The sequence below is a fragment of the Streptomyces sp. NPDC050619 genome (assembly GCF_040654815.1).
In the GTDB taxonomy this organism is placed as follows: Bacteria; Actinomycetota; Actinomycetes; order Streptomycetales; family Streptomycetaceae; genus Streptomyces.
Window position 1 is genome coordinate 120212 of record NZ_JBFAIR010000027.1, and the last position, 18239, is coordinate 138450.

An 18239-nucleotide genomic window follows, 5' to 3' on the forward strand; every position below is an offset into this window, starting at 1 on the left:
ACGGCCGTGACGTACCAAGAATGACTGATCGTGCAGCCTTCCCCTCGTCCTCCGTCCCCGCCGACCGCCGCGCTCGGCTACGCCCTCTTCGCGACCCGTTGGCTCCAGGCTCCACTCTATTTCGGCCTGGTCGTCGTGCAGGGCGTGTACGTCTACAAGTTCTTCAACGAGCTGTGGACCTTAGTGCTCCGCTGCGTGACCGGGCGGGCCACCGAGACGTACGTCATGCTCTCGGTGCTCAAGCTGGTCGACGTCGTCATGATCGCGAACCTGCTGATCATGGTGATCGTCGGCGGTTACGAGACCTTCGTCTCCCGCATCGACCTCCAGGGCCACCGCGACCAGCCGGAGTGGTTCTCGCACGTCAACCCCAACCTGCTGAAGGTGAAGCTGGCCACCGCCATCGTGAGCATCTCGTCCGTCCATCTGCTCCAGATGTTCGTGGACGTCCAGCACACCTCGCGCCACTCCCTGCTGTGGGGCACGACGATCCACATGGCCTTCATCCTGTCGGCGGCGATCCTCGCGTACATGTCGGGGCCGATGCTGGGACGGGCCGAGTCCGCCCACAAAGAGCGCCACGGGAGCCACGGAAACCTCGGAAGCCACGGAAGCCACGGAACGGACCCCGAACCCCCGACGGCGACCGCTCCGCAGCCCGCTCCGGTCCACGCCCCCTTCCACGCCCAGATCCCCGCCCAGGCGCCCCCGCCCGCCGCCGAGTCCGGCGCCGAGGAGCGCGTCCGTGCCGCCGGGTTCCCGGCCCGGAAGCTGCTGGAGGACTACGACGAGGGACACCCCCGGACCTTCGACCGGGACACCGTGGCCCGGCTCGGCAAGCTGGACTTCGTCGCCGCCCGGCGGAACGTGGTGTTCATCGGCCCTCCGGGCACCGGCAAGACACATCTGGCCGTCGGTCTCGGCGTGCGCGCCTGCCAGGCCGGCCACCGGGTGCTGTTCGCGACCGCGGCCGAGTGGGCCGCCCGGCTGGCCGCGGCACGGGACGCCGGCCGGCTCGCCGCCGAACTGGCCGCGCTCGACGACTACGCGGTGCTGGTCGTCGACGAGGTCGGCTACACCCCCTTCGACGCGGAGACCTCAGCGCTCTTCTTCCAGCTGGTCGCGCACCGCTATGAGCGGGCCTCGCTGATCGTCACCGGTGACCGCCCGCTCGGCCGCTGGGACGAGATCTTCGGCGGCCCGTCCGCACCGGCGATGGTGGACCGCCTGGCCCACCACGCCGACATCGTGCGGATCGAAGGGGACAGCTACCGGACGCGCCGCACTACTTCAGCGTGGGCAGACTGACGTTCTGGACCAGCGGTCCCTCGATGGTCAGCCCTTCGCCGATCAGGGACTCCGGGGCGGCGACCGGGAGCGGCAGCGGCAGCGCGGGGGCGGCCGAGGCCTCGGGGGCGAGCGCGCCGAGCAGCGCGGCGACGGAGAACAGTGCGGCGACGGAGACGGCGACGGCGGCGGCGCGGGTGGGGGCGGGGCGCTTGGAACGCATGGGGACTTGCCGGCCTTTCACGTGCGGACGGGGGGTGGGCGGGCCGGCCCGGAAGAACGCCGGACCAGCCCGATGGACGAGCGCGATGAGCCCTGTGAGCCCTATGAGCCCTATGAGCCCTATGAGCCCGATGAACGCGGGCGCGTCAGATCTGCGGGGTTTCGATGACCAACCCGGCGATGTCGATGCCGACGGCGGCGGCCTGGGTGGCGAAGGCACCGACCATCACGGCGGTGGCGGTCAGGACGGCGGCGACACGACGGACAGCACGCATGGAGGAACTCCCTTGCTGGTGCGCCCGAACTCCCAGCCGGGCGCTCGGGCTTGATCAGGACACCCGGTGGCTGCCCGGCGGTTCGCGCCGGAATGCGGAACGCGGGAGAAGCTCCCTCATGGGTGGGAAGTCTCCGGCGTGGCGTGCATGAATCCGGACCTACACCCGCAGGAGTGAGCCCTCAGCTCTGGCCGTCCGCCAGCTCCGCCACACCCGTGACCCGGTGCAGCGGATACGTCCGTACCTCGTCCGCCGTGTGGTCGTACGCCGTCACGAAGCCGCCCTCGACGCGGATGGGGGCGATGACACGCTGGCTGGCGGAGCCCTCGGCGTTGACGTAGCCGATCCACAGGGCCTCGCCGGTGAGGACGGCGGCCTGCATGGTGGCGAGGGTCTCGGCGGAGCTGGTGCGGGGGAGTTCGCCGCCCGACGCCGGGGCGGTGGTGGCCTTGCGGGGGGTGGTCGAGGCGAGGTCGCCCGCCCGGATCGCGCGGATCGCGGCCGTCAGGAGCGTGGTGTCCGGCACCGGCGGGCCGTCCGGAACCGGCGCCGGGGCCGTGCGCGGCGGGCTGCGGTGGGCGTGGGCACGGGTGATCAGTACGTCGCCCTCGGCGGACTCGGCGGCCGGCGCGAGGCCCATCGCCCGCAGCCCTTCCAGGAGCGCGGCCGGGTCGGCCGGGGTGGCCAGCACGGTCGGTGCCAGGCGGCGCAGGCGCAGGCCCGCGGCGCGCTTGTCGGCCATGATCTCGTTGAGCAGGGCGTCGTCGTCGCAGCGGACATAGGCGGAGGCGGCGCCGACGCGCAGATGGCCGTGCCTGCGGGCCACGTCGTCGATCAGGTAGGCGAGGGGCTGCGGGATCGGCGTACGGGAGTGCTCGGCGAGGAAGGCGTGCAGGTCGGAGGCGGCCCGGCCGGAGTCGAGCGCGCGGCGCACCGAGCCGGGCGTGAAGCGGTAGACGGTCGCGCCACCCTTCGACTCCACGTCCGCGAGCACCCCGAGCATGTCGGCCAGCGGGCGCCGCAGGGGCCCGGGCGCCACCGCCGTCAGGTCGGCCTGGAGCAGGACGTGGTCCAGGGGCTCGGGCAGGAGCGGGGCGAGGAGGCGGGCGGCTGCCGCGGAGGCGGTGGCCTGTTCCGTGGGGGAGAGGGGCTCCACCGGGACGGCGTGGTGGTGGACGGGCAGCTTGTCGCCCGGGCCCTCCGGTTCCTCGGGGGTCCTGCGCGGCGCTGGCGCGCCCAGCAGCGCCCTGCCGTGCCCCGACAACGCGCCCCGGCCGGTCACCCCCAGCATCTCCACTTCGGACAGGGTCCACCGGGCGAGCCGGGCGCGCAGGTCGTCGTCCTGTTGCGGGCCCCGCAGGGGGCGCTCCCAGCGCAGCCGGGCGAGCACCGACTCGGCGGACGGGGAGGTCCCCTCCGGCAGCCCGGCCAGCAGGGTCAGCACCCGGTGCCGTACCTCGGGCGCGGCCGAGCGGTCGAGACCCGGGCCCAGCGCCGACAACGTACGTTCCTTGACGTCCCGCCCGCCGACCAGCCCGGGCGTCCGGGTCGCCGCCAGCCAGGCCTCCGCCAGCCGCGTCCAGCGCTGCGCCGCGGGCTGCTCCAGCCACTCGTCGTAGGCCGGGGTCGCCGCGTACCGCTCGTCGGCCTCGCCGTCGGAGGCGATCAGGCCGGCCGCGTAGGCGAGTTCGACCCAGAAGGCGGCGATCGGCTCGGAGACGTCGAGGGCGACGGCGGTGCGCTTGAGGTCGCGGACGCTGAGACCGCCCGCCCGCATCACGGTCGGCCCGCCCTCGTCCCAGTCCTTCAGCAGCTCCTCGATCGTCGCGAGCGCGGTGTACGCCTGCCCGGCCGCCGTCCCGTCCACCACCTGCGCACGGTGCGTGGCGGCGGCCTCGACGACGGGCGGGAGCGGCTCGACGGTGCGGTGCGCGCGGCCCTCGCGCAGGTGCAGGGCCGCTTCCCGCGGCAGTACGACCGTCCCGGGCGCCGTCGGCAGCAGCAGCCCGCGGTCGAGGAGCCAGCGCAGATGCGCCGCGGGCTCGGCGGTGACCTGGCCGTAGGGCGGGCCCCAGACCAGACGGGACAGGACCTCCCGCGACTCCGCCGGCGCCTCGGCGAGCAGCGCCGCCATGCGCCGCCGGTCCGTGAAGAGGGCGCAGAGCGAGGTGACCGCCGACACCGAGTCATGGGTCGAGGGCAGCCCGGCCGCCGTCACGATCTCCTGGATACGCACCGGCGACATGCCCGCCGTCGCCTCCCGCACGGTCGGGCCCAGACCGGTCGGGGACGGATGCTGCGGCGAGGGCACGAGCAGCTCACGGGCCGTGCGGACGAGCCGCAGCCGGTCGTCGCCGCCCCAGACGAGGGCCTGCTCGCGCAGGGTGCCCAGGGCCCGGGGCAGCGCCGCCTCGACCGCCGGGTCGCCCGCGTCGCCGGCCAGCAGAGCGAGCAGCTCCGCGTACGGCGCCGGGTCCGCCGCCACGGCCAGCGCCTCCGCCGTCTGGAGCGCGAACCGGTCCAGCCGCTCCAGGGCGCGCACGACCGAGGCGCGGGTGCCGGCGCGGGTGGCGAGCTGGGTGAGATCGGTGGGCACGGGGGTGATGAGGTCCGGGCGGGCGCGCAGGAGCGCCGCCAGGGAACCGTCGTCCCGCGCGCGGAGCGCCTCCGCGAGGGACCGCGGCGTGGCCGGCTTCTCATCGCTGCTCATCCGCTCAACGGTAGCGGGTGGCCCGCCCGGCGGGTGCACGCCAGGCGAACGGAGCGCGCAATCACGGCGGCTTCGGCACCACCTGCCCCGCGACCGCGCCACCTGCCCTGCGCTAACGTCGTCCCACGGAGAATCCAAGGCACGTATCCACAAACGTATCCAAGGCACCGGCCCCGGAGGGGACTTCGTGGGTATCGAGAGCGACCAGGTCGTCTACGAGTATCTGAGCCGCGTCGGCGACGTGGCGCAGCAGCGGCAGCTGCCGTCGGCCGCCCGCATGCGTCTGGTCTCGGAGCTGCGCAACGAGATCGACCGGCGGCGCGCCAAGACCACCGTCGACAGCCCCGCCGCCGTCCGCCGCATCATCGCCCGGCTCGGCAGCCCCGACGAGGTCGTCGCAGCGGCGGGAGGCAGCGCCACCGGGGGTGTCCCGCAGGCCCCTCAGCCACCGGCCGCCGCTGTGCCCGTACAGCGGGACGGGCAGACGGAGGAGCGCGAGGCGCGGCCCAAGGGCCTGCGGCGGGTCGTGCCCCGGCCGCGCCCGGCCCAGGCCGCCACGAGCCCCGCGGACTCCGCCGACGCGCCCTCCTCGCCGCACCGCGCGGGCTTGGACGAGCTCGGGGACAGCGCGAACCAGCCCGACTGGTGGCGGGTGGACAGCAGCCCCTTCGGGGTCGGGGACAGCGTGCCCGGGTTCGTCGGCGGCGTGGAGATCCCGGAACTGCTCAGGCCGCCGCCGTCGAAGGAGGAGCTGGCGGCTGCCGCCGCCGCGGAGCGGGAGGCCGCCGAGCCGCCGCCCGCACCCGCACCGGCCGTCGAACAGGCCGGGAAGACCAGGAAGCGTCGGTGGCGGGCCGGGAAGGCCGCCGTGGCGGACGCCCCCGCGCCCACCCGCCGCCGTCTCCTCCCCGTCAGCCCGGGGGGCCGCTGGACCAACCCCCTCCTGCTGCTCGCCGCCGCGCTCCTCGTCGCGGGCGCCGTCCTCGGCAACTGGTTCGCCCTCCTGCTGGGCTGGGTCATCGCCTACGCCTCGCGGCGGCTGACCGACGCGGAGACCAAGTGGGCGGTGATGGTCCTGCCCGGCCTCGCGGTCACGGCCGGCGTGGTCTGGCTGTGGGGCCGCACCGAGGGCCGCTGGGGCGGCGCCCCCCTCGCCGAGGGCCAGATGAACGACGCGATCTCCGAGACCTGGCCCTGGGTGGTGCGGGGCGCGGCCGTGGCGTCGGCGCTGTATCTGGTGTGGCGGTCACAGCGGCAGCGGTAGGCGAGAGAAGCAGCTGTAGGTCACACCGGCTCGGTGCCTGCCCGTCACAGCGGCTGGGCACAATGGCCCATATGGCCTCCACGACCTTCTGCGCGCCCCTCCCCGCCCCGACCGTCGGCTTCGATCTCGACATGACCCTCATCGACTCCCGGCCCGGCATCCACGCCTGCTACCGGGCGCTGGCCGAGCGGACGGGGACGTACATCGACGCCGACCTGGCGGTCACGCGGCTGGGCCCGCCGCTCGCCCAGGAACTGATCAACTGGTTCCCGGCCGAGCAGGTCGAACCGATGGCCGACCTCTACCGGTCGATGTACCCCACGATCGCCATCGTCCCGACGCCCGCGATGCCCGGCGCCCGTGCGGCGATCGCGGCGGTGCGCGCGGCCGGCGGGCGGGCGATCGTCGTCACCGCCAAGCACGAGCCCAACGCCAAGCTGCACCTGGAGTACCTGGGCATAGCGCCCGACGCGGTCGTCGGCGACCTGTGGGCGGAGCGGAAGGCGGAGGCGCTGCGCGAGCACGGGGCGAGCGTCTACGTCGGCGACCACGTCGGAGACGTCCGCGGCGCCCGTACCGCCGCCGCCCTCTCGGTCGCGGTGCCCACCGGCCCGTGCGACGCGGAAGAACTGACCGCCGCCGGAGCCGACGTGGTCCTCAAGGACCTGACGCTGTTCCCGGAATGGTTTTCGGCCTACCTTCCGGCCCGCGCCTGACGCCGTCCCGCCGCGATCGACTGGAACACTCCCGCGCCGGCCAGCAGGAAGCCGACGCCCATGAGCATGCTCAATCCGAACATGTACGTCGGAAAAGGCGTCGTACCGAGGAGGAACGGGGCCACGGTGACGAGTGTGGCCGCCGCACCGATGAAGAACACGATGGCACCGGCACGGATCAGTCGGTCACCGGCCGCGGCGGAATTCGTTTGGGTTTTGTCAGGCACCGGACCAGGGTAGTTCCCAGCGCGAAGGAACAACCGGGTGACGTCTTGTCACCGGCCTGAAGACCATTAGCCTTGGAACCGGCGGGTCCCACGACCCGCCCAAGTGCTATCAAGAGCCGTTTCCAGAAGCAGTTTTCCGACGAGTACGAGGACGAGGACAGACGTGCCTACCGGCAAGGTCAAGTGGTTCAACAGCGAGAAGGGCTTCGGCTTTCTCTCCCGCGACGACGGCGGTGACGTCTTCGTTCATTCCTCGGTCCTCCCCGCCGGAGTCGAGACACTCAAGCCGGGACAGCGAGTCGAGTTCGGGGTCGTCGCCGGGCAGCGCGGTGACCAGGCCCTGTCCGTGACGATTCTGGATCCGACCCCCTCGGTCGCGGCCGCGACCCGCAAGAAGCCGGACGAACTGGCCTCCATCGTCCAGGACCTGACGACCCTCCTGGAGAACATCACGCCGATGCTCGAGAAGGGCCGCTACCCCGAGAAGACCTCCGGCAAGAAGATCGCGGGCCTGCTGCGCGCGGTCGCCGACCAGCTGGACGTATAACCGCGACGTAACCGCGACTTACGGAAATTCCAGTGCACGCGGGCCGAGGGGCGGCACCAGCCCCTCGGCCGCCGCACGTGTGAGCAGCCCCCGGACCGCCGCATAGCCGTCCTCGCCGAGGTCGGCGGTGAATTCGTTGACGTACAGCCCGATGTGCTGGTCGGCGACGGCCGGGTCCATTTCCTGGGCGTGCGCCATGACGTACGGGCGGGAGATCTCGGGGTCGTCCCAGGCCGCGCGTACGGATGTCCGGATGGAGTCGGCGAGCAGCGTCAGGGCCTCGGCGCCCAGCGACCGCTTGGCGATGATCGCGCCGAGCGGGATCGGCAGCCCGGTCGTGTTCTCCCAGTGCTCGCCCATGTCCGCGAGCTTGTGCAGCCCGTAGTTGCGGTAGGTGAAGCGCGCCTCGTGGATGACGAGTCCCGCGTCGACCTTCCCGTCCCGCACGGCGGGCATGATCTCGTGGAACGGCATGACCACGATCTCGCCGACCCGGCCCGGCAGCGTGTCCGCCGCCCACAGGCGGAAGAGCAGATACGCCGTCGACCTCTCGCTGGGTACGGCGACCGTACGACCGGTGAGGTCTCCCGGCCCACGGGTGAGGACGAGCGGCCCGCAGCCCCGGCCCAGCGCGCCCCCGCAGGGCAGCAGCGCGTACTCGTCGAGGACGTACGGCAGCACGGCGTACGACACCTTCAGCACGTCGAACTCGCCGCGCTCGGCCATGCCGTTGGTGAGGTCGATGTCCGCGAAGGTCACGTCGAACGCGGGGGCGCCCGGGATGCGGCCGTGGGCGAGGGCGTCGAAGACGAAGGTGTCGTTCGGGCAGGGGGAGTAGGCGATCTGCAACTGGTCACCGGTCATGTGGGTTCCAACTCTCCAGGGCGGCTGTGATCTTCCCGAAGCCGGCCGTCAGGGCTGTGAGCGCGTCGCCGATGCGCCAGGCGGCGCGGTCGCGCGGGCCGACCGGGTTGGAGACCGCGCGCAGCTCCAGGACGGGCACCCCGTGCGCGGCGGCGGCCTCGGCGACGCCGAAGCCCTCCATGGCCTCGGCGAGGGCGCGGGGGTGGCGGGCGCGCAGTGCGGCGGCCCGGGCGGCCGTTCCGGTCACGGTCGACACGGTGAGTACGGCACCGGCCCGCGCTCCGGTCGCCGACACGACAACTCGTACGAGTGATTCGGGCGGGCGGTGGGTGACGGTCCCGAAGCCCAGCTCGGTCACTGGCAGGAACCCGTCTGCCGTCTCGGCGCCCAGGTCGGCCGCGGTGATCTCGTCGGCGACGACGAGGGAGCCGAGCGGAGCGTCCGGCTGGAAACCGCCACCGATACCGGCGGAGACGACGAGGTCGTAGGGGGCGCCTTCGAGGGCGGCGGCGGTGAGGGCGGCGGCCGTGGAGGCGGCGGCGCGGGCGGGGCCGACGCCGGCGGCGAGGAGGTCGTGGCCGTCGGGCGCCCGGTGGAGGGTCGCCCCGGGCAGCGGGGCCTCCCGCACCGGGCCCGGCAACGCGCGTGCCACCGCGTCCCGTTCGGCGGGAACCGCGGTGGCTACGAGGATGCGCATGGCGGGGCGAGGACGCGGATCAGGCGTCCTCGTTCTCCAGCTTGAAGTTCCACACGCCCTTGAACTCGTCGCTCTGGGCGGCCTTGTTCTGCTCGACGATGCTGATGTTCAGCGTCTTCGGGGCGGCCTGGCCCTGCTGGTCGGCGAAGAGGTCGACGCCCTGGAAGGAGTAGTACGTCTTCTTGTACACGCTGGTGACCTGCTGGCCGTTGATCCACAGGGCCCAGCCGGTGTCCGCGATCTCCGGGTCGACACCGATGCGCAGCGTCTCGCTCTGCGGCACGTCGATCTTGTCCGACGACGTCTTCTGGGCGCACTTGGTGGCTTCCTCGCGGCCGAGGTCGTCGCCGTCCTTGTAGCACTCGGCCTCGGCGCTCACCGAGCTGCTGCCGACCGTCACGGTGGCGCGCGGCGTCGGCTTGTCGCAGGCCGTCAGGACGAGCAGTCCGGCGGAAACGGCACCGGCGGCGGCGACGGCCCGGCGGCGTCGCACAACGGATCGCATGGTGGTCATGGCCGAAGGCTATCGGGCACCGCCCGCCGTCCCGCTACGCGGGGTGCGCGGCGGGCGTGCCGGGCGGGCTTACGCCACCTTCGGCTGGGTGGGGGTGGGGCGGGCTTTAGGTCGCCTTCGGCGGGGCGGGCTTGGACAGGCGGTGCGTCGCCTTCGGCGGGGTGGGGCGGGGGAGGCGGTGTGTCGCGCTTGGCGGGGTGGGGTGGGGCGGGGGAGGCGGTGCGTCGCGCTTGGCCGGGTGGGGCTCGGACAGGCTCTACGCCGCCCTCGCCCGGGCGGGGCGGACAGGCCGTCGCCGCCTTCGGCCGGGCGGTGCCGGGCAGGCTGCCCGCCGCCTTCGGCCGGGTGGGGCCGGGCAGGCTCTACGCCACCCTCTGTCGGGCGGGGCCTCCGTGGCGGGACGAGGTGATCAGGCCGCGGACGGTGGACAGCCAGCCGGTGGCGACGATCGCGGCGGCCACCGACAGGCCCAGCGTGCCGTTGAGGGGCAGCACGATGCCGACCGCGCCGCCGAAGACCCAGGCCATCTGAAGCATCGTCTCCGAGCGCGCGAACGCCGACGGACGCACCTGCTCCGGCACGTCCCGCTGGATCAGCGCGTCCAGGGACAGCTTGGCGAGGGCCTGCGCGAACCCCGCGATCGCCGCGAGGCACGCGACGAGCAACGCGCCGAAGAAGATCGCGGCCGTGATCGCCGCGCCCAGCGCGCACGCCACCACCGTCACGATGATGAGCTCCGGCGTTCTCGAACGCAGCCAGGCCCCGACCGCCGTACCGATCGCGTTGCCCGTGCCCGCCGCGACGATCACGAGGCCCAGCGACGCCGCCGCGCTCTCGCCGGTGAGCGGATGCTCCCGCAGCAGGAAGGCGAGGAAGAAGGTCAGGAAGCCGGACAGGCAGCGCAGGGAGGCGTTGGCGCCGAGGGCGTGGGTGACGGCGAAGCCGACCGTCCGCAGCCCGGGGCGCTTGACGGGTTTGAGGTGCGGCCCGTGCAGATGCTCCTCGTCGGCGGCCAGCAGCGCGGTGTCCTCGCCCTTGGCCGAGTCGACCTTCGGCGGCAGCGTGAAGGACAGGAACGTCCCCGCGACGAAGATCACGAAGGCGCCGTAGAGCGGCCAGCGCGGGCCGATCGCCTGCAACCCCGCCGCGATCGGCGCCGCGATGCCGGTCGCGAGGAGACCGCCGAGGGTGACCCGGGAGTTCGCCTTGACGAGGGAGAAGCGGGGTGGGAGCAATCGGGGCACGACCGCGCTTCTGATGACCCCGTACGCCTTCGAGGCGACCAGGACGAGCAGCGCCGCCGGATACAGCTCCAGGCTGCCGCTGGCGACCGCCCCGGAGATGATCAGGGCGAGCAGGGCCCGCGCCAGCATCGCGCCCGCCATCGCCGCCCGGCGGCCGTGCGGCAGCCGGTCCAGGAGCGGACCGATCACCGGGGCGAGGACCGTGAAGGGCGCCATGGTGATCGCGAGGTAGAGCGCGACCCGGCCCCGGGCCTCGTCCGTGGGGACCGAGAAGAAGACGGTGGAGGCGAGGGCGACCGTGATCATCACGTCCCCGGCGCCGTTCACCCCGTGCAGCTCGATCAGCTTGCCGAGGCCGGACTCGCCGGCGCCGTGCGCATGGGTCGCCTTGCGGATGCCGCGGGCCGGACCGGTCACGGGCAGGTGCAGGGCACGTCCGATCGAGCGGAGGGGGCCGCCGGTCCGGCCCGTTCCGCCTGTTCCGGGGCGACGACCGCTGCCTTTGCCGCCCTTGACCCCTTTGATCCCTTTGGACATTCCTTTGGACCCACCGACCCCGGTGGCATCTTCGGGAGTCTTCGCGGCTGCCACCCCGTCATAGTGCCCCGAGAAAGCCGTCTGTAGTGCGGTTCCCGCGCGTATGCCACGTACTTCTGACGGCGAACAGACCCGTCGGTGTAGGCCGAGCGCCGACGAACAGGTAGCGTGCGTATCTCAACCATCCCGCAGAATGGATGGCACAGGTGCGCCCGAGCGCGAGCGGGCGCGGACGTCGACGCGGTCCCCCGGTCCGCTCCGTCCGCCCCGCCGCCTCGGCAGACGCACCCGAGAGACGGCGTAGGAGAGAAGCGATACCTGTGAGCGCAGCGACCACCCGAAGCCGCACCCCCGACCGCCTGTGCGCCGAGGCCGTCGACCTGGCCCGCTCCGCCGCCGAGGAGGCCGCCGCGCCAGGCGTCGTCGGCGAGCACGCGGGGCTGGTGTCCGAGGGTGACCGCGTCGTCACGCACTTCTTCGAGTGCAAGGAACTGGGGTATCGCGGCTGGCGCTGGGCCGTGACGGTCGCCCGGGCCTCCCGCGCGAAGCTCGTGACCCTGGACGAGGTGGTCCTGCTGCCGGGACCGGACGCGCTGCTGGCCCCCGAGTGGGTCCCGTGGAGCGAGCGCCTGCGGCCGGGCGACATGGGCCCGGGGGACCTGCTCCCGACGGACGCCGAGGACCTGCGCCTGGAGCCCGGCTACACCGGCGAGGACGAGCCGCTGCCGAGCGCGCCCGTCTCGGAGGAGATGGCCGAGCTGGTCGAGGCGGAGGACGCCGAGGTCACCGAGGGCGCCCCGGCGAAGCTGCCCGCCGCCCCCGCCCGCGGTTCGATCGCCGCGGTCGCCGAGGAACTCGGCATGCGCCGGGCCCGGGTCCTGTCCCGCTACGGCCTGCACGTCGCGGCCGACCGCTGGGAGGACTCGCACGGCGCGAAGACCCCGATGGCCCAGGCGGCCCCCGCGTCCTGCGTGAGCTGCGGCTTCCTGGTGCCGGTCGGAGGATCGCTGGGGCAGGCCTTCGGGGTCTGCGCGAACGAGTTCTCACCGGCCGACGGGCAGGTCGTTTCGCTGGCGTACGGCTGCGGGGGTCACTCCGAGGCGGCGGTCATGCCGGCTCCACCACGGCCGGCTCCGCCGGTGATCGACGAGACGCGAGTGGATCCGTTTCCGCTGCGGCCGGCGCGGGATTCGGGGTCTGTGCCGGATGTTTCCGATGAGGATGCGGCGGAGTTGGGGCACTCGTAGGACTCGCGTCCGCGAAGACCTGGTCGGCTGAGAGGGCGGTGGGGTCGGTGGGGGCGGTGAGGGCTCGGTCGAGCCAGCGGCGCGGCCCCGGCCCGACTCCGCGTCGGGGGTGAGGACTTGACCAACGGCCGACCGGTCTCCGATCCCAGGTAACTCCGTCTCTCCTTCGCGTCCGGCGTTGGCAAGTGACCGTTGGGGCCGCCCGCTTCTTGGCCAGTGTCGTGCTTCCACGACCCGAGTAAAGGGCGCTCCGCTGACGCTCCGCGTCGGCTACGCCGATGGCCCTGCGGGCCACCCTTGACTCGGCTCGCTCCAGCACGGGGAAGAAGCGAGCGGGCGGCCTGGGGAAAGCGGGGCCCGGGTGGGCGGCCCCTCGGGTTGGTCGAGGGGCGGGCCGGGGCGAGGGGGCGCGCTCGCGCCTCGCCGGCACGCCGCGTCGGCTCGGCGGCGATCGGGCCCGTCCTTGGCCGGAGGTACACCGGCTTGGCCGGAGGTACACCGGCCGGTTGGTGGCACGCCGGCCCGGTTCGGTGCCTTGCGGGCCGGGGGCGGTGCGCGCGGGGGGCAGCCCGGCCGGCCGGGCGCTCGCCCGTGATTGGCAGATCTGTTCCACCCACAATGCACGTGACCTACGTCTTGCGCTCGCGGAGGTGGAACAGATCTGCCAATCACTGCCTGGGGCCGCCCTCTTCGGCACCTCGTGATGCGAAGGGGGCGGGGTGGGCGCTCGGCGGGTGTGGTGCCATCCTTCGCTGCGACGGGGGCTGACAGCGGGTGGTGCGTCGGCCGCATGTCCGTGGGGGCCGTCTGGGCCACGGGCGAGCCGCCCTTCTGCCGGAGGAGGCCGCTGTCCGTGTCGCGGAGCTGACCGGCGCCCAGGCATCGAGCTGAGCCCGGTGGGCGGCCGTGAGCCACCGGACAGGCCCTGAGCCGCCCCGGTGCCCACGCCCCGCCGTCGCGCCCTCGCACCCCCCACTCACCACTCGCCGCTAAGCCCACCCGGCGTGCCCCCATCCCGCCGTCGCGCCCTCGTGACTCCCCACTCACAGCTCGCCGCTAAGCCCACCCGGCGTGCCCCCATCCCGCCGACGCGCCCCGCACCCCCCACCCACCGCTCGCCGCCAAACCGACCCGGCGTGCCGACGAGGCGCGAGCGCGCCCCCTCACCCCGGCCCGCCCCCTCGACCAACCCGAGGGGCCGCCCACCCCGGCCCCCGCTTTCCCCAGGCCGCCCGCTCGCTTCTTCCCCGTGCTGGAGCGAGCCGAGTCAAGGGTGGCCCGCAGGGCCATCGGCGTAGCCGACGCGGAGCGTCAGCGGAGCGCCCTTTACTCGGGTCGTGGAAGCACGACACTGGCCAAGAAGCGGGCGGCCCCACGGTGCCGATGAACTCCGCTCAGGCGGCCGACCCGTTCCGCGGTGACCCAGCCCCACCCCCAGCCCCACCCCCAGCCCCACCCCCAGCCCCACCCCCAGCCCCTCCCCCCACCCGAAGCCCCGCCCCCGCCCCCGCCCCCGCCCCCCGCCCCCAGCCCCAGGGCGGGCGGCGGCGCACCCGCGCTTCCCAGGCGGTACCTTCGTCCTCACGTCGATGAGGAGAAGGAAACGTGAGCAAGTTCGTGCGGCCCGCGGCCGAGGGCGCGGACCCCTTCGGGACCGCCCGGCTCAGGCGCGGGGTACTCGACGCCTGGGCCACCAGTCCCGCCCGCTTCCGCGAGGACGCGAACGCCGAGGAGGATCTTGTCCTCGGGGGGTATCGGGATCGGCTCGTCGTCGAGCTCGCGCAGAACGCCGCCGATGCCGCCGCCAGGGCGGGCGTACCCGGCCGTCTGCGGCTCACCCTCCGCGAGGACGTCCTCGTCGCCGCCAACACCGGCGCACCTCTCGACGCGGCGGGAGTGGAGTCCCTGTCGACCCTCCGCGCCTCCGCCAAGCGCGACACCCACGACAGCGCGGTCGGCCGCTTCGGCGTCGGGTTCGCCGCCGTCCTCTCCGTCACCGACTCGCCCGCCGTAGTCGGCCGGCACGGCGGGGTCCGCTGGTCCCTCGCCGAGGCCCGCGAGCTGGCCGCCGACGTGGCCCGGCACAGCCCGGGGCTCGGTGACGAGATCCGCCGGCGGGACGGGCACGTGCCCCTGCTCCGGCTGCCGTTCGCCGCCGAGGGCACCGCCCCCGACCCGTACGACACGGCCGTCATCCTGCCCCTGCGCGACCCGGCCGCCGCCGACCTCGCCGAACGCCTCCTGGCCGCCGTCGACGACGCCCTGCTCCTCGCCCTGCCCGGGCTGGAGGAGGTCGTGATCGAGACCGTCGGCGACGACACTCCCCGGACCCTGCGCCGCCGCACCGACGGCGTCTTCACCGTCGTAGAGGACTCGCGGGACGGTACGACCTACTGGCGCGCGGTGTCCGCGAGCGGCCCCCTCACGCCCGACCTGCTCGCCGACCGGCCCGTCGAGGAGCGGCTGCGGCCCCACTGGTCGGTCACCTGGGCCGTGCCCGTCGACGCCGAGGGCACCCCGGCCCGGCCCCGGACCAGCCCCTTCGTGCACGCACCCACCCCCAGCGACGAGCCCCTCGGCGTCCCCGCCCTGCTCATCGCGTCCTTCCCGCTGGACACCACCCGCCGGCACGCCGCCCCCGGCCCGCTGACCGACTTCCTCGTCCAGCGCGCGGCGGACGCGTACGCCGCGCTCCTCGGCGACTGGCGGCCGGTGACCGCCGGCATCATCGGTCTCGTGCCCGGCGCGCTGGGCAAGGGCGAGCTGGACGGCGCGCTGCGGCAGGCCATCCTGGAGCGCCTTCCGCGCACCTCCTTCCTGCCGCCCGCCGTGGCACCCTCCGGGCGGGACTCCGGGCGGGACAAGGACCTCGACTCGGAGCTGCCCGAAGCCCTCCGGCCCCGCGACGCGGAGATCGTCGAGAGCGCGGGCGCCGACACCGTGCGCGTCCTCGCCGAGGTGCTGCCCACCCTCCTGCCCGCCGGGCTCGAACGGCGCGTGGAGCTGCGGACGTTGGGCGTGGCCCGGGTCCCGCTGACCGACGCCGTGGACCGGCTGGCCGGGCTGGAGAAGGAGCCCGACTGGTGGCGGCGGCTGTACGACAGCCTGGCCGGGGTGGACCCGGACCGGCTCTCCGGACTGCCGGTCCCGCTCGCCGACGGGCGGACGACCATCGGGCCCCGGCAGGTGCTGCTCCCCGCCCCGGACAGCGCCCCGGTCGACCCGGAGATCCTCGCCCGGCTCGGCCTCAAGGTCGCCCACCCGGACGCCGCCCACCCCCTCCTGGAGAAGCTCGGCGCCCTGCCCGCGACCCCGCGCGCGGTGCTCACCACCCCGCAGGTCCGCGCCGCCGTCGCCGCCTCCCTCGACGACGAGGGCGGGATGGCCTGGGAAGAGGACACACCCGACGCCGAGGAACTGGCCGACACCGTCCTCGCCCTCGTCCGGGACGCGCGCCTGGAACCCGGCGACGAGCCCTGGCTCGGCGCCCTCGCCCTGCCGGACGAGGAGGGGGAACTGTCCCCCGCCGGTGAACTCGTCCTGCCCGGCAGCCCGTTCGCCCAGGTCATGCGGGAGGACGAACTCGCCTGCGTGGACACCGAGTTGGCGGACAAATGGGGCGAACAGCCGCTGGCCGCCTGCGGTGTGCTCGCCAACTTCGCCCTCGTCCGGGCCACCGACGTCGTCCTCGACCCGGACGAACTGGAGCCCCGCGAAGGAGACTTCGCCAGGCCGGACGACGCCGGACTGCTCGACGCCGTGGACGTGTGGTGCGAGGACATCCTCGACCGCTTCCCGGACACCCCCGTACCGCCCGTCGCCCCCGAGCTGATCGCCGTACGCGATCTGGACCTCGTCGACGACGACAAGTGGGCACAGGCGCTCGCTCTGCTGTCCCAGCCCCCCTTGCGCGACGCGCTCGTCCAGCCCCTGCGCATCCTGCTGCCGGACGGCACGCACGAGCTCGTACGGCCGTACACCGCCTGGTGGCTGCGCGGAAACCCGGTGCTCGACGGCCGCCGCCCGGCCGGCCTGCTGGCTGCCGGCGGCGACCCGCTGCTGCGCGGGCTCTACGACGAGGCCGACGCGACCGGGTTCGACGACGAGCAGGTGCTGCGGGCGCTCGGCGTACGGACGTCCGTGGCCGCGCTGCTCGACGAACCCGGCGGCGCCGCCGAGCTCCTCGACCGGCTCGCCGACCCGGACCGGCAGGTCACCGGCGTCCAACTGCACGCCCTCTACGGCGCCTTGGCCGACCTGGACCCCGAGCAGGTGACCCTGCCGGACGAGCTGCGGGCCGTCGTCGACGGACGGGTCGAGGTGGTGGACGCGGCCGGCGCGGTGGTCGTCGACTCGCCGGACCTGCTGCCGTTCACCGACGGCATCCCGCTGCTGCCGGTACGGCCCGCGCGCGCCGCCGAACTGGCCGAGCTGTTCCAGGTGCGGCGGCTGAGCGAGTCCGTCACCGGCGAGATCGACTCCGAGGGCACCGAGCACGACGTACCGGAGTCGGTGCGGGTGCTGCTCGGGGCGCGGACGCCCGCGACGTACGTCGAGCACGAGGAACTCGTCGTCGACGGGGTCGCCCTGGACTGGCGCCTCACCACGGACGGCGTCCTGCACGCCGCCACCCTGGAGGGCGTCGCCGCCGGTCTCGCCTGGGCGGCCCGGCAGTGGCCGCGCCGCTTCGAGGTCGCGGCGCTGCTGGAAGACCCGTCGCGGACGGAGGAGTTGGCGCGGGACCGCTGGTTCGACTGATCTTGAAATTTCTCTCACGAAATTCTCACCAGTCGCACAACCATTCCCCTGGCTCGCGAATCTGATCACATGAGTCAAGAGACTCCTTGATCATTTAAAACTGGGGAATAGATGCGCATTCGAGCCACCGTGGCCGCCGTCACCGGCGCCCTGGCCCTCTCCGCCCTCCTCGTGCCGGCCGCCCAGGCCGGCGCCCAGGGCGCCGCGAGCATCGACAAGCCGAGCGCCGCCGAGGCTTTCGGCGCGTCCTCGGCCAAGTCCGCGTTCGGCGCGTCGGCCGCCGCCGAGGAACTGCCCGTCGTGTCCAAGGTGACGGTCAACGCCGGCAAGGACCTCGTCATGGGCACCACGACCGTCAAGACCTTCACGGTGTCGCTGACCGCCAGCCACTCCGCCGGTATCGAGGACGCGTACATCGACCTGTGGCACGGTCCCGACCTCGAGAACATCGACGGACTGCTGCTGGCGAACGAGGACGCGGCCACCTGCACCGCGTCCAGCGCCACCACGTCCACCTGCAAGCTGACCATGACCGCCACGCCGGGCTTCGAAGGCGACCTGTACATGAACGCGCTGGCCGGCACCTGGCACGTGACCGCCGGCGTCCTCGCGGGTGACGCCAGCGTCTACTGGAACGACTTCCACACGACCCACAAGGTCAAGCGCGCCGCGAAGGTGACTGTCAACGCCGCGCCGGAGCCGGTGGCGAAGGGCAAGACCATCACGGTCACCGGCAAGCTGAGCCGCGCCAACTGGGAGACCGGCACCTACAAGGGCTACTCCACCCAGAAGGCGGTGCTTCAGTTCCGCAAGGCGGGCACGACGACCTACACGAACGTGAAGGGCATCACGTCGAGCACGACGGGCGCCCTGAAGACCACGACGACGGCCTCTGTCGACGGCTACTACCGCTTCACCTTCGCGGGCACCGCGACCACCGGTACGGCCACCGCCGCCGGTGACTACGTCGACGTGCAGTAACAGCTCGCAGTAACGCCGTGCACCGTCGGTTCCGGAAAACTCCGGGTCCGGCGGTGCACTTCGTAATACGGGCACCAAGGTTGCGTATGCCCGGACAAAATCCGCATCGGCCCGTACAACCCGCCCCATCCGGCACGGATCTGATCACG

Annotated in this window: 15 protein-coding genes; 7 read left to right on the forward strand and 8 right to left on the reverse strand. The window is 73.5% G+C overall.

Annotated elements, in window-relative coordinates:
- The first annotated feature begins 30 nt into the window (after positions 1-30).
- Positions 31-1308, forward strand: a complete 1278-nt coding sequence (gene istB / locus AB0I77_RS35890; protein ID WP_363286968.1) for an IS21-like element helper ATPase IstB — start codon at positions 31-33, stop codon at positions 1306-1308.
- Here istB and AB0I77_RS35895 read toward each other — a convergent pair.
- The 3 genes from AB0I77_RS35895 to AB0I77_RS35905 form a co-directional block, all read right to left on the reverse strand.
- Positions 1286-1510 (reverse strand): hypothetical protein, encoded by a 225-nt coding sequence (locus AB0I77_RS35895; protein WP_363286969.1) that lies wholly within the window; start codon positions 1508-1510, stop codon positions 1286-1288. The two genes, istB and AB0I77_RS35895, sit on opposite strands and share 23 nt — an antisense overlap.
- 145 nt (positions 1511-1655) lie before the next feature.
- Positions 1656-1784, reverse strand: a complete 129-nt coding sequence (locus AB0I77_RS35900) for a hypothetical protein (protein ID WP_363286970.1) — start codon at positions 1782-1784, stop codon at positions 1656-1658.
- A gap of 181 nt (positions 1785-1965) precedes the next feature.
- Entirely contained in the window at positions 1966-4494 is a 2529-nt protein-coding gene (locus AB0I77_RS35905) for a helicase-associated domain-containing protein (RefSeq protein WP_363286971.1), read from the reverse strand.
- Between the two features lie 187 nt (positions 4495-4681).
- Between AB0I77_RS35905 and AB0I77_RS35910 the strand changes: the two genes are divergently transcribed.
- Together AB0I77_RS35910 and AB0I77_RS35915 are read left to right on the forward strand one after the other, a co-directional pair.
- Positions 4682-5758, forward strand: a complete 1077-nt coding sequence (locus tag AB0I77_RS35910) for a hypothetical protein (RefSeq protein ID WP_363286972.1) — start codon at positions 4682-4684, stop codon at positions 5756-5758.
- A 71-nt stretch (positions 5759-5829) separates the two neighbouring features.
- Complete coding sequence (locus AB0I77_RS35915) at positions 5830-6474, forward strand: haloacid dehalogenase-like hydrolase (protein ID WP_363286973.1); 645 nt, start codon at positions 5830-5832, stop codon at positions 6472-6474.
- Here the strand turns inward: AB0I77_RS35915 and AB0I77_RS35920 are convergent.
- Positions 6453-6701 carry a hypothetical protein gene (locus tag AB0I77_RS35920; RefSeq protein ID WP_363286974.1) on the reverse strand — a complete coding sequence of 83 codons (249 nt, stop codon included), beginning with the start codon at positions 6699-6701 and terminating at the stop codon, positions 6453-6455. The two genes, AB0I77_RS35915 and AB0I77_RS35920, sit on opposite strands and share 22 nt — an antisense overlap.
- Positions 6702-6864: 163 nt before the next feature.
- Here AB0I77_RS35920 and AB0I77_RS35925 point away from each other — a divergent pair, with 163 nt between their 5' ends.
- A complete protein-coding gene (locus tag AB0I77_RS35925) occupies positions 6865-7248 on the forward strand; it encodes a cold-shock protein (RefSeq protein ID WP_363286975.1) in 384 nt (127 codons plus the stop codon).
- 18 nt (positions 7249-7266) lie between these two features.
- Here AB0I77_RS35925 and AB0I77_RS35930 read toward each other — a convergent pair whose 3' ends face one another.
- The 4 genes from AB0I77_RS35930 to AB0I77_RS35945 form a co-directional block, all read right to left on the reverse strand.
- A complete protein-coding gene (locus tag AB0I77_RS35930) occupies positions 7267-8112 on the reverse strand; it encodes a 1,4-dihydroxy-6-naphthoate synthase (RefSeq protein WP_363286976.1) in 846 nt (281 codons plus the stop codon).
- Entirely contained in the window at positions 8102-8809 is a 708-nt protein-coding gene (locus AB0I77_RS35935) for a futalosine hydrolase (protein WP_363286977.1), read from the reverse strand. Before AB0I77_RS35935 ends, AB0I77_RS35930 begins: the two co-directional genes overlap by 11 nt.
- Before the next feature lie 19 nt (positions 8810-8828).
- Positions 8829-9323: a hypothetical protein gene (locus AB0I77_RS35940; RefSeq protein WP_363286978.1), complete on the reverse strand. Its 495-nt coding sequence runs from the start codon at positions 9321-9323 to the stop codon at positions 8829-8831.
- Between the two features lie 362 nt (positions 9324-9685).
- On the reverse strand, positions 9686-11158 hold the full coding sequence (locus AB0I77_RS35945) for an MFS transporter (RefSeq protein WP_363286979.1): 1473 nt from the start codon (positions 11156-11158) through the stop codon (positions 9686-9688).
- Positions 11159-11424: 266 nt separating this feature from the next.
- Between AB0I77_RS35945 and AB0I77_RS35950 the strand changes: the two genes are divergently transcribed.
- From AB0I77_RS35950 to AB0I77_RS35960, 3 genes are all read left to right on the forward strand, one after another.
- Positions 11425-12351 (forward strand): DUF3027 domain-containing protein, encoded by a 927-nt coding sequence (locus AB0I77_RS35950; RefSeq protein ID WP_363286980.1) that lies wholly within the window; start codon positions 11425-11427, stop codon positions 12349-12351.
- A gap of 1605 nt (positions 12352-13956) precedes the next feature.
- Positions 13957-17109, forward strand: coding sequence for a molecular chaperone Hsp90 (locus AB0I77_RS35955; RefSeq protein ID WP_363286981.1), 3153 nt, complete (start codon positions 13957-13959; stop codon positions 17107-17109).
- Positions 17110-17220: 111 nt separating this feature from the next.
- Positions 17221-18090 carry a calcium-binding protein gene (locus AB0I77_RS35960; protein WP_363286982.1) on the forward strand — a complete coding sequence of 290 codons (870 nt, stop codon included), beginning with the start codon at positions 17221-17223 and terminating at the stop codon, positions 18088-18090.
- Positions 18091-18239: the final 149 nt, after the last annotated feature.

Excerpts from the sequence above, each read along its gene's own strand:
- AB0I77_RS35895 (WP_363286969.1), bottom strand. The coding sequence starts at position 1,510 with ATGCGTTCCAAGCGCCCCGCCCCCACCCGCGCCGCCGCCGTCGCCGTC.
- AB0I77_RS35900 (WP_363286970.1), bottom strand. The coding sequence starts at position 1,784 with ATGCGTGCTGTCCGTCGTGTCGCCGCCGTCCTGACCGCCACCGCCGTG.
- AB0I77_RS35905 (WP_363286971.1), bottom strand. The coding sequence starts at position 4,494 with ATGAGCAGCGATGAGAAGCCGGCCACGCCGCGGTCCCTCGCGGAGGCG.
- AB0I77_RS35915 (WP_363286973.1), top strand. The coding sequence starts at position 5,830 with ATGGCCTCCACGACCTTCTGCGCGCCCCTCCCCGCCCCGACCGTCGGC.
- AB0I77_RS35930 (WP_363286976.1), bottom strand. The coding sequence starts at position 8,112 with ATGACCGGTGACCAGTTGCAGATCGCCTACTCCCCCTGCCCGAACGAC.
- AB0I77_RS35935 (WP_363286977.1), bottom strand. The coding sequence starts at position 8,809 with ATGCGCATCCTCGTAGCCACCGCGGTTCCCGCCGAACGGGACGCGGTG.
- AB0I77_RS35940 (WP_363286978.1), bottom strand. The coding sequence starts at position 9,323 with ATGACCACCATGCGATCCGTTGTGCGACGCCGCCGGGCCGTCGCCGCC.
- AB0I77_RS35960 (WP_363286982.1), top strand. The coding sequence starts at position 17,221 with ATGCGCATTCGAGCCACCGTGGCCGCCGTCACCGGCGCCCTGGCCCTC.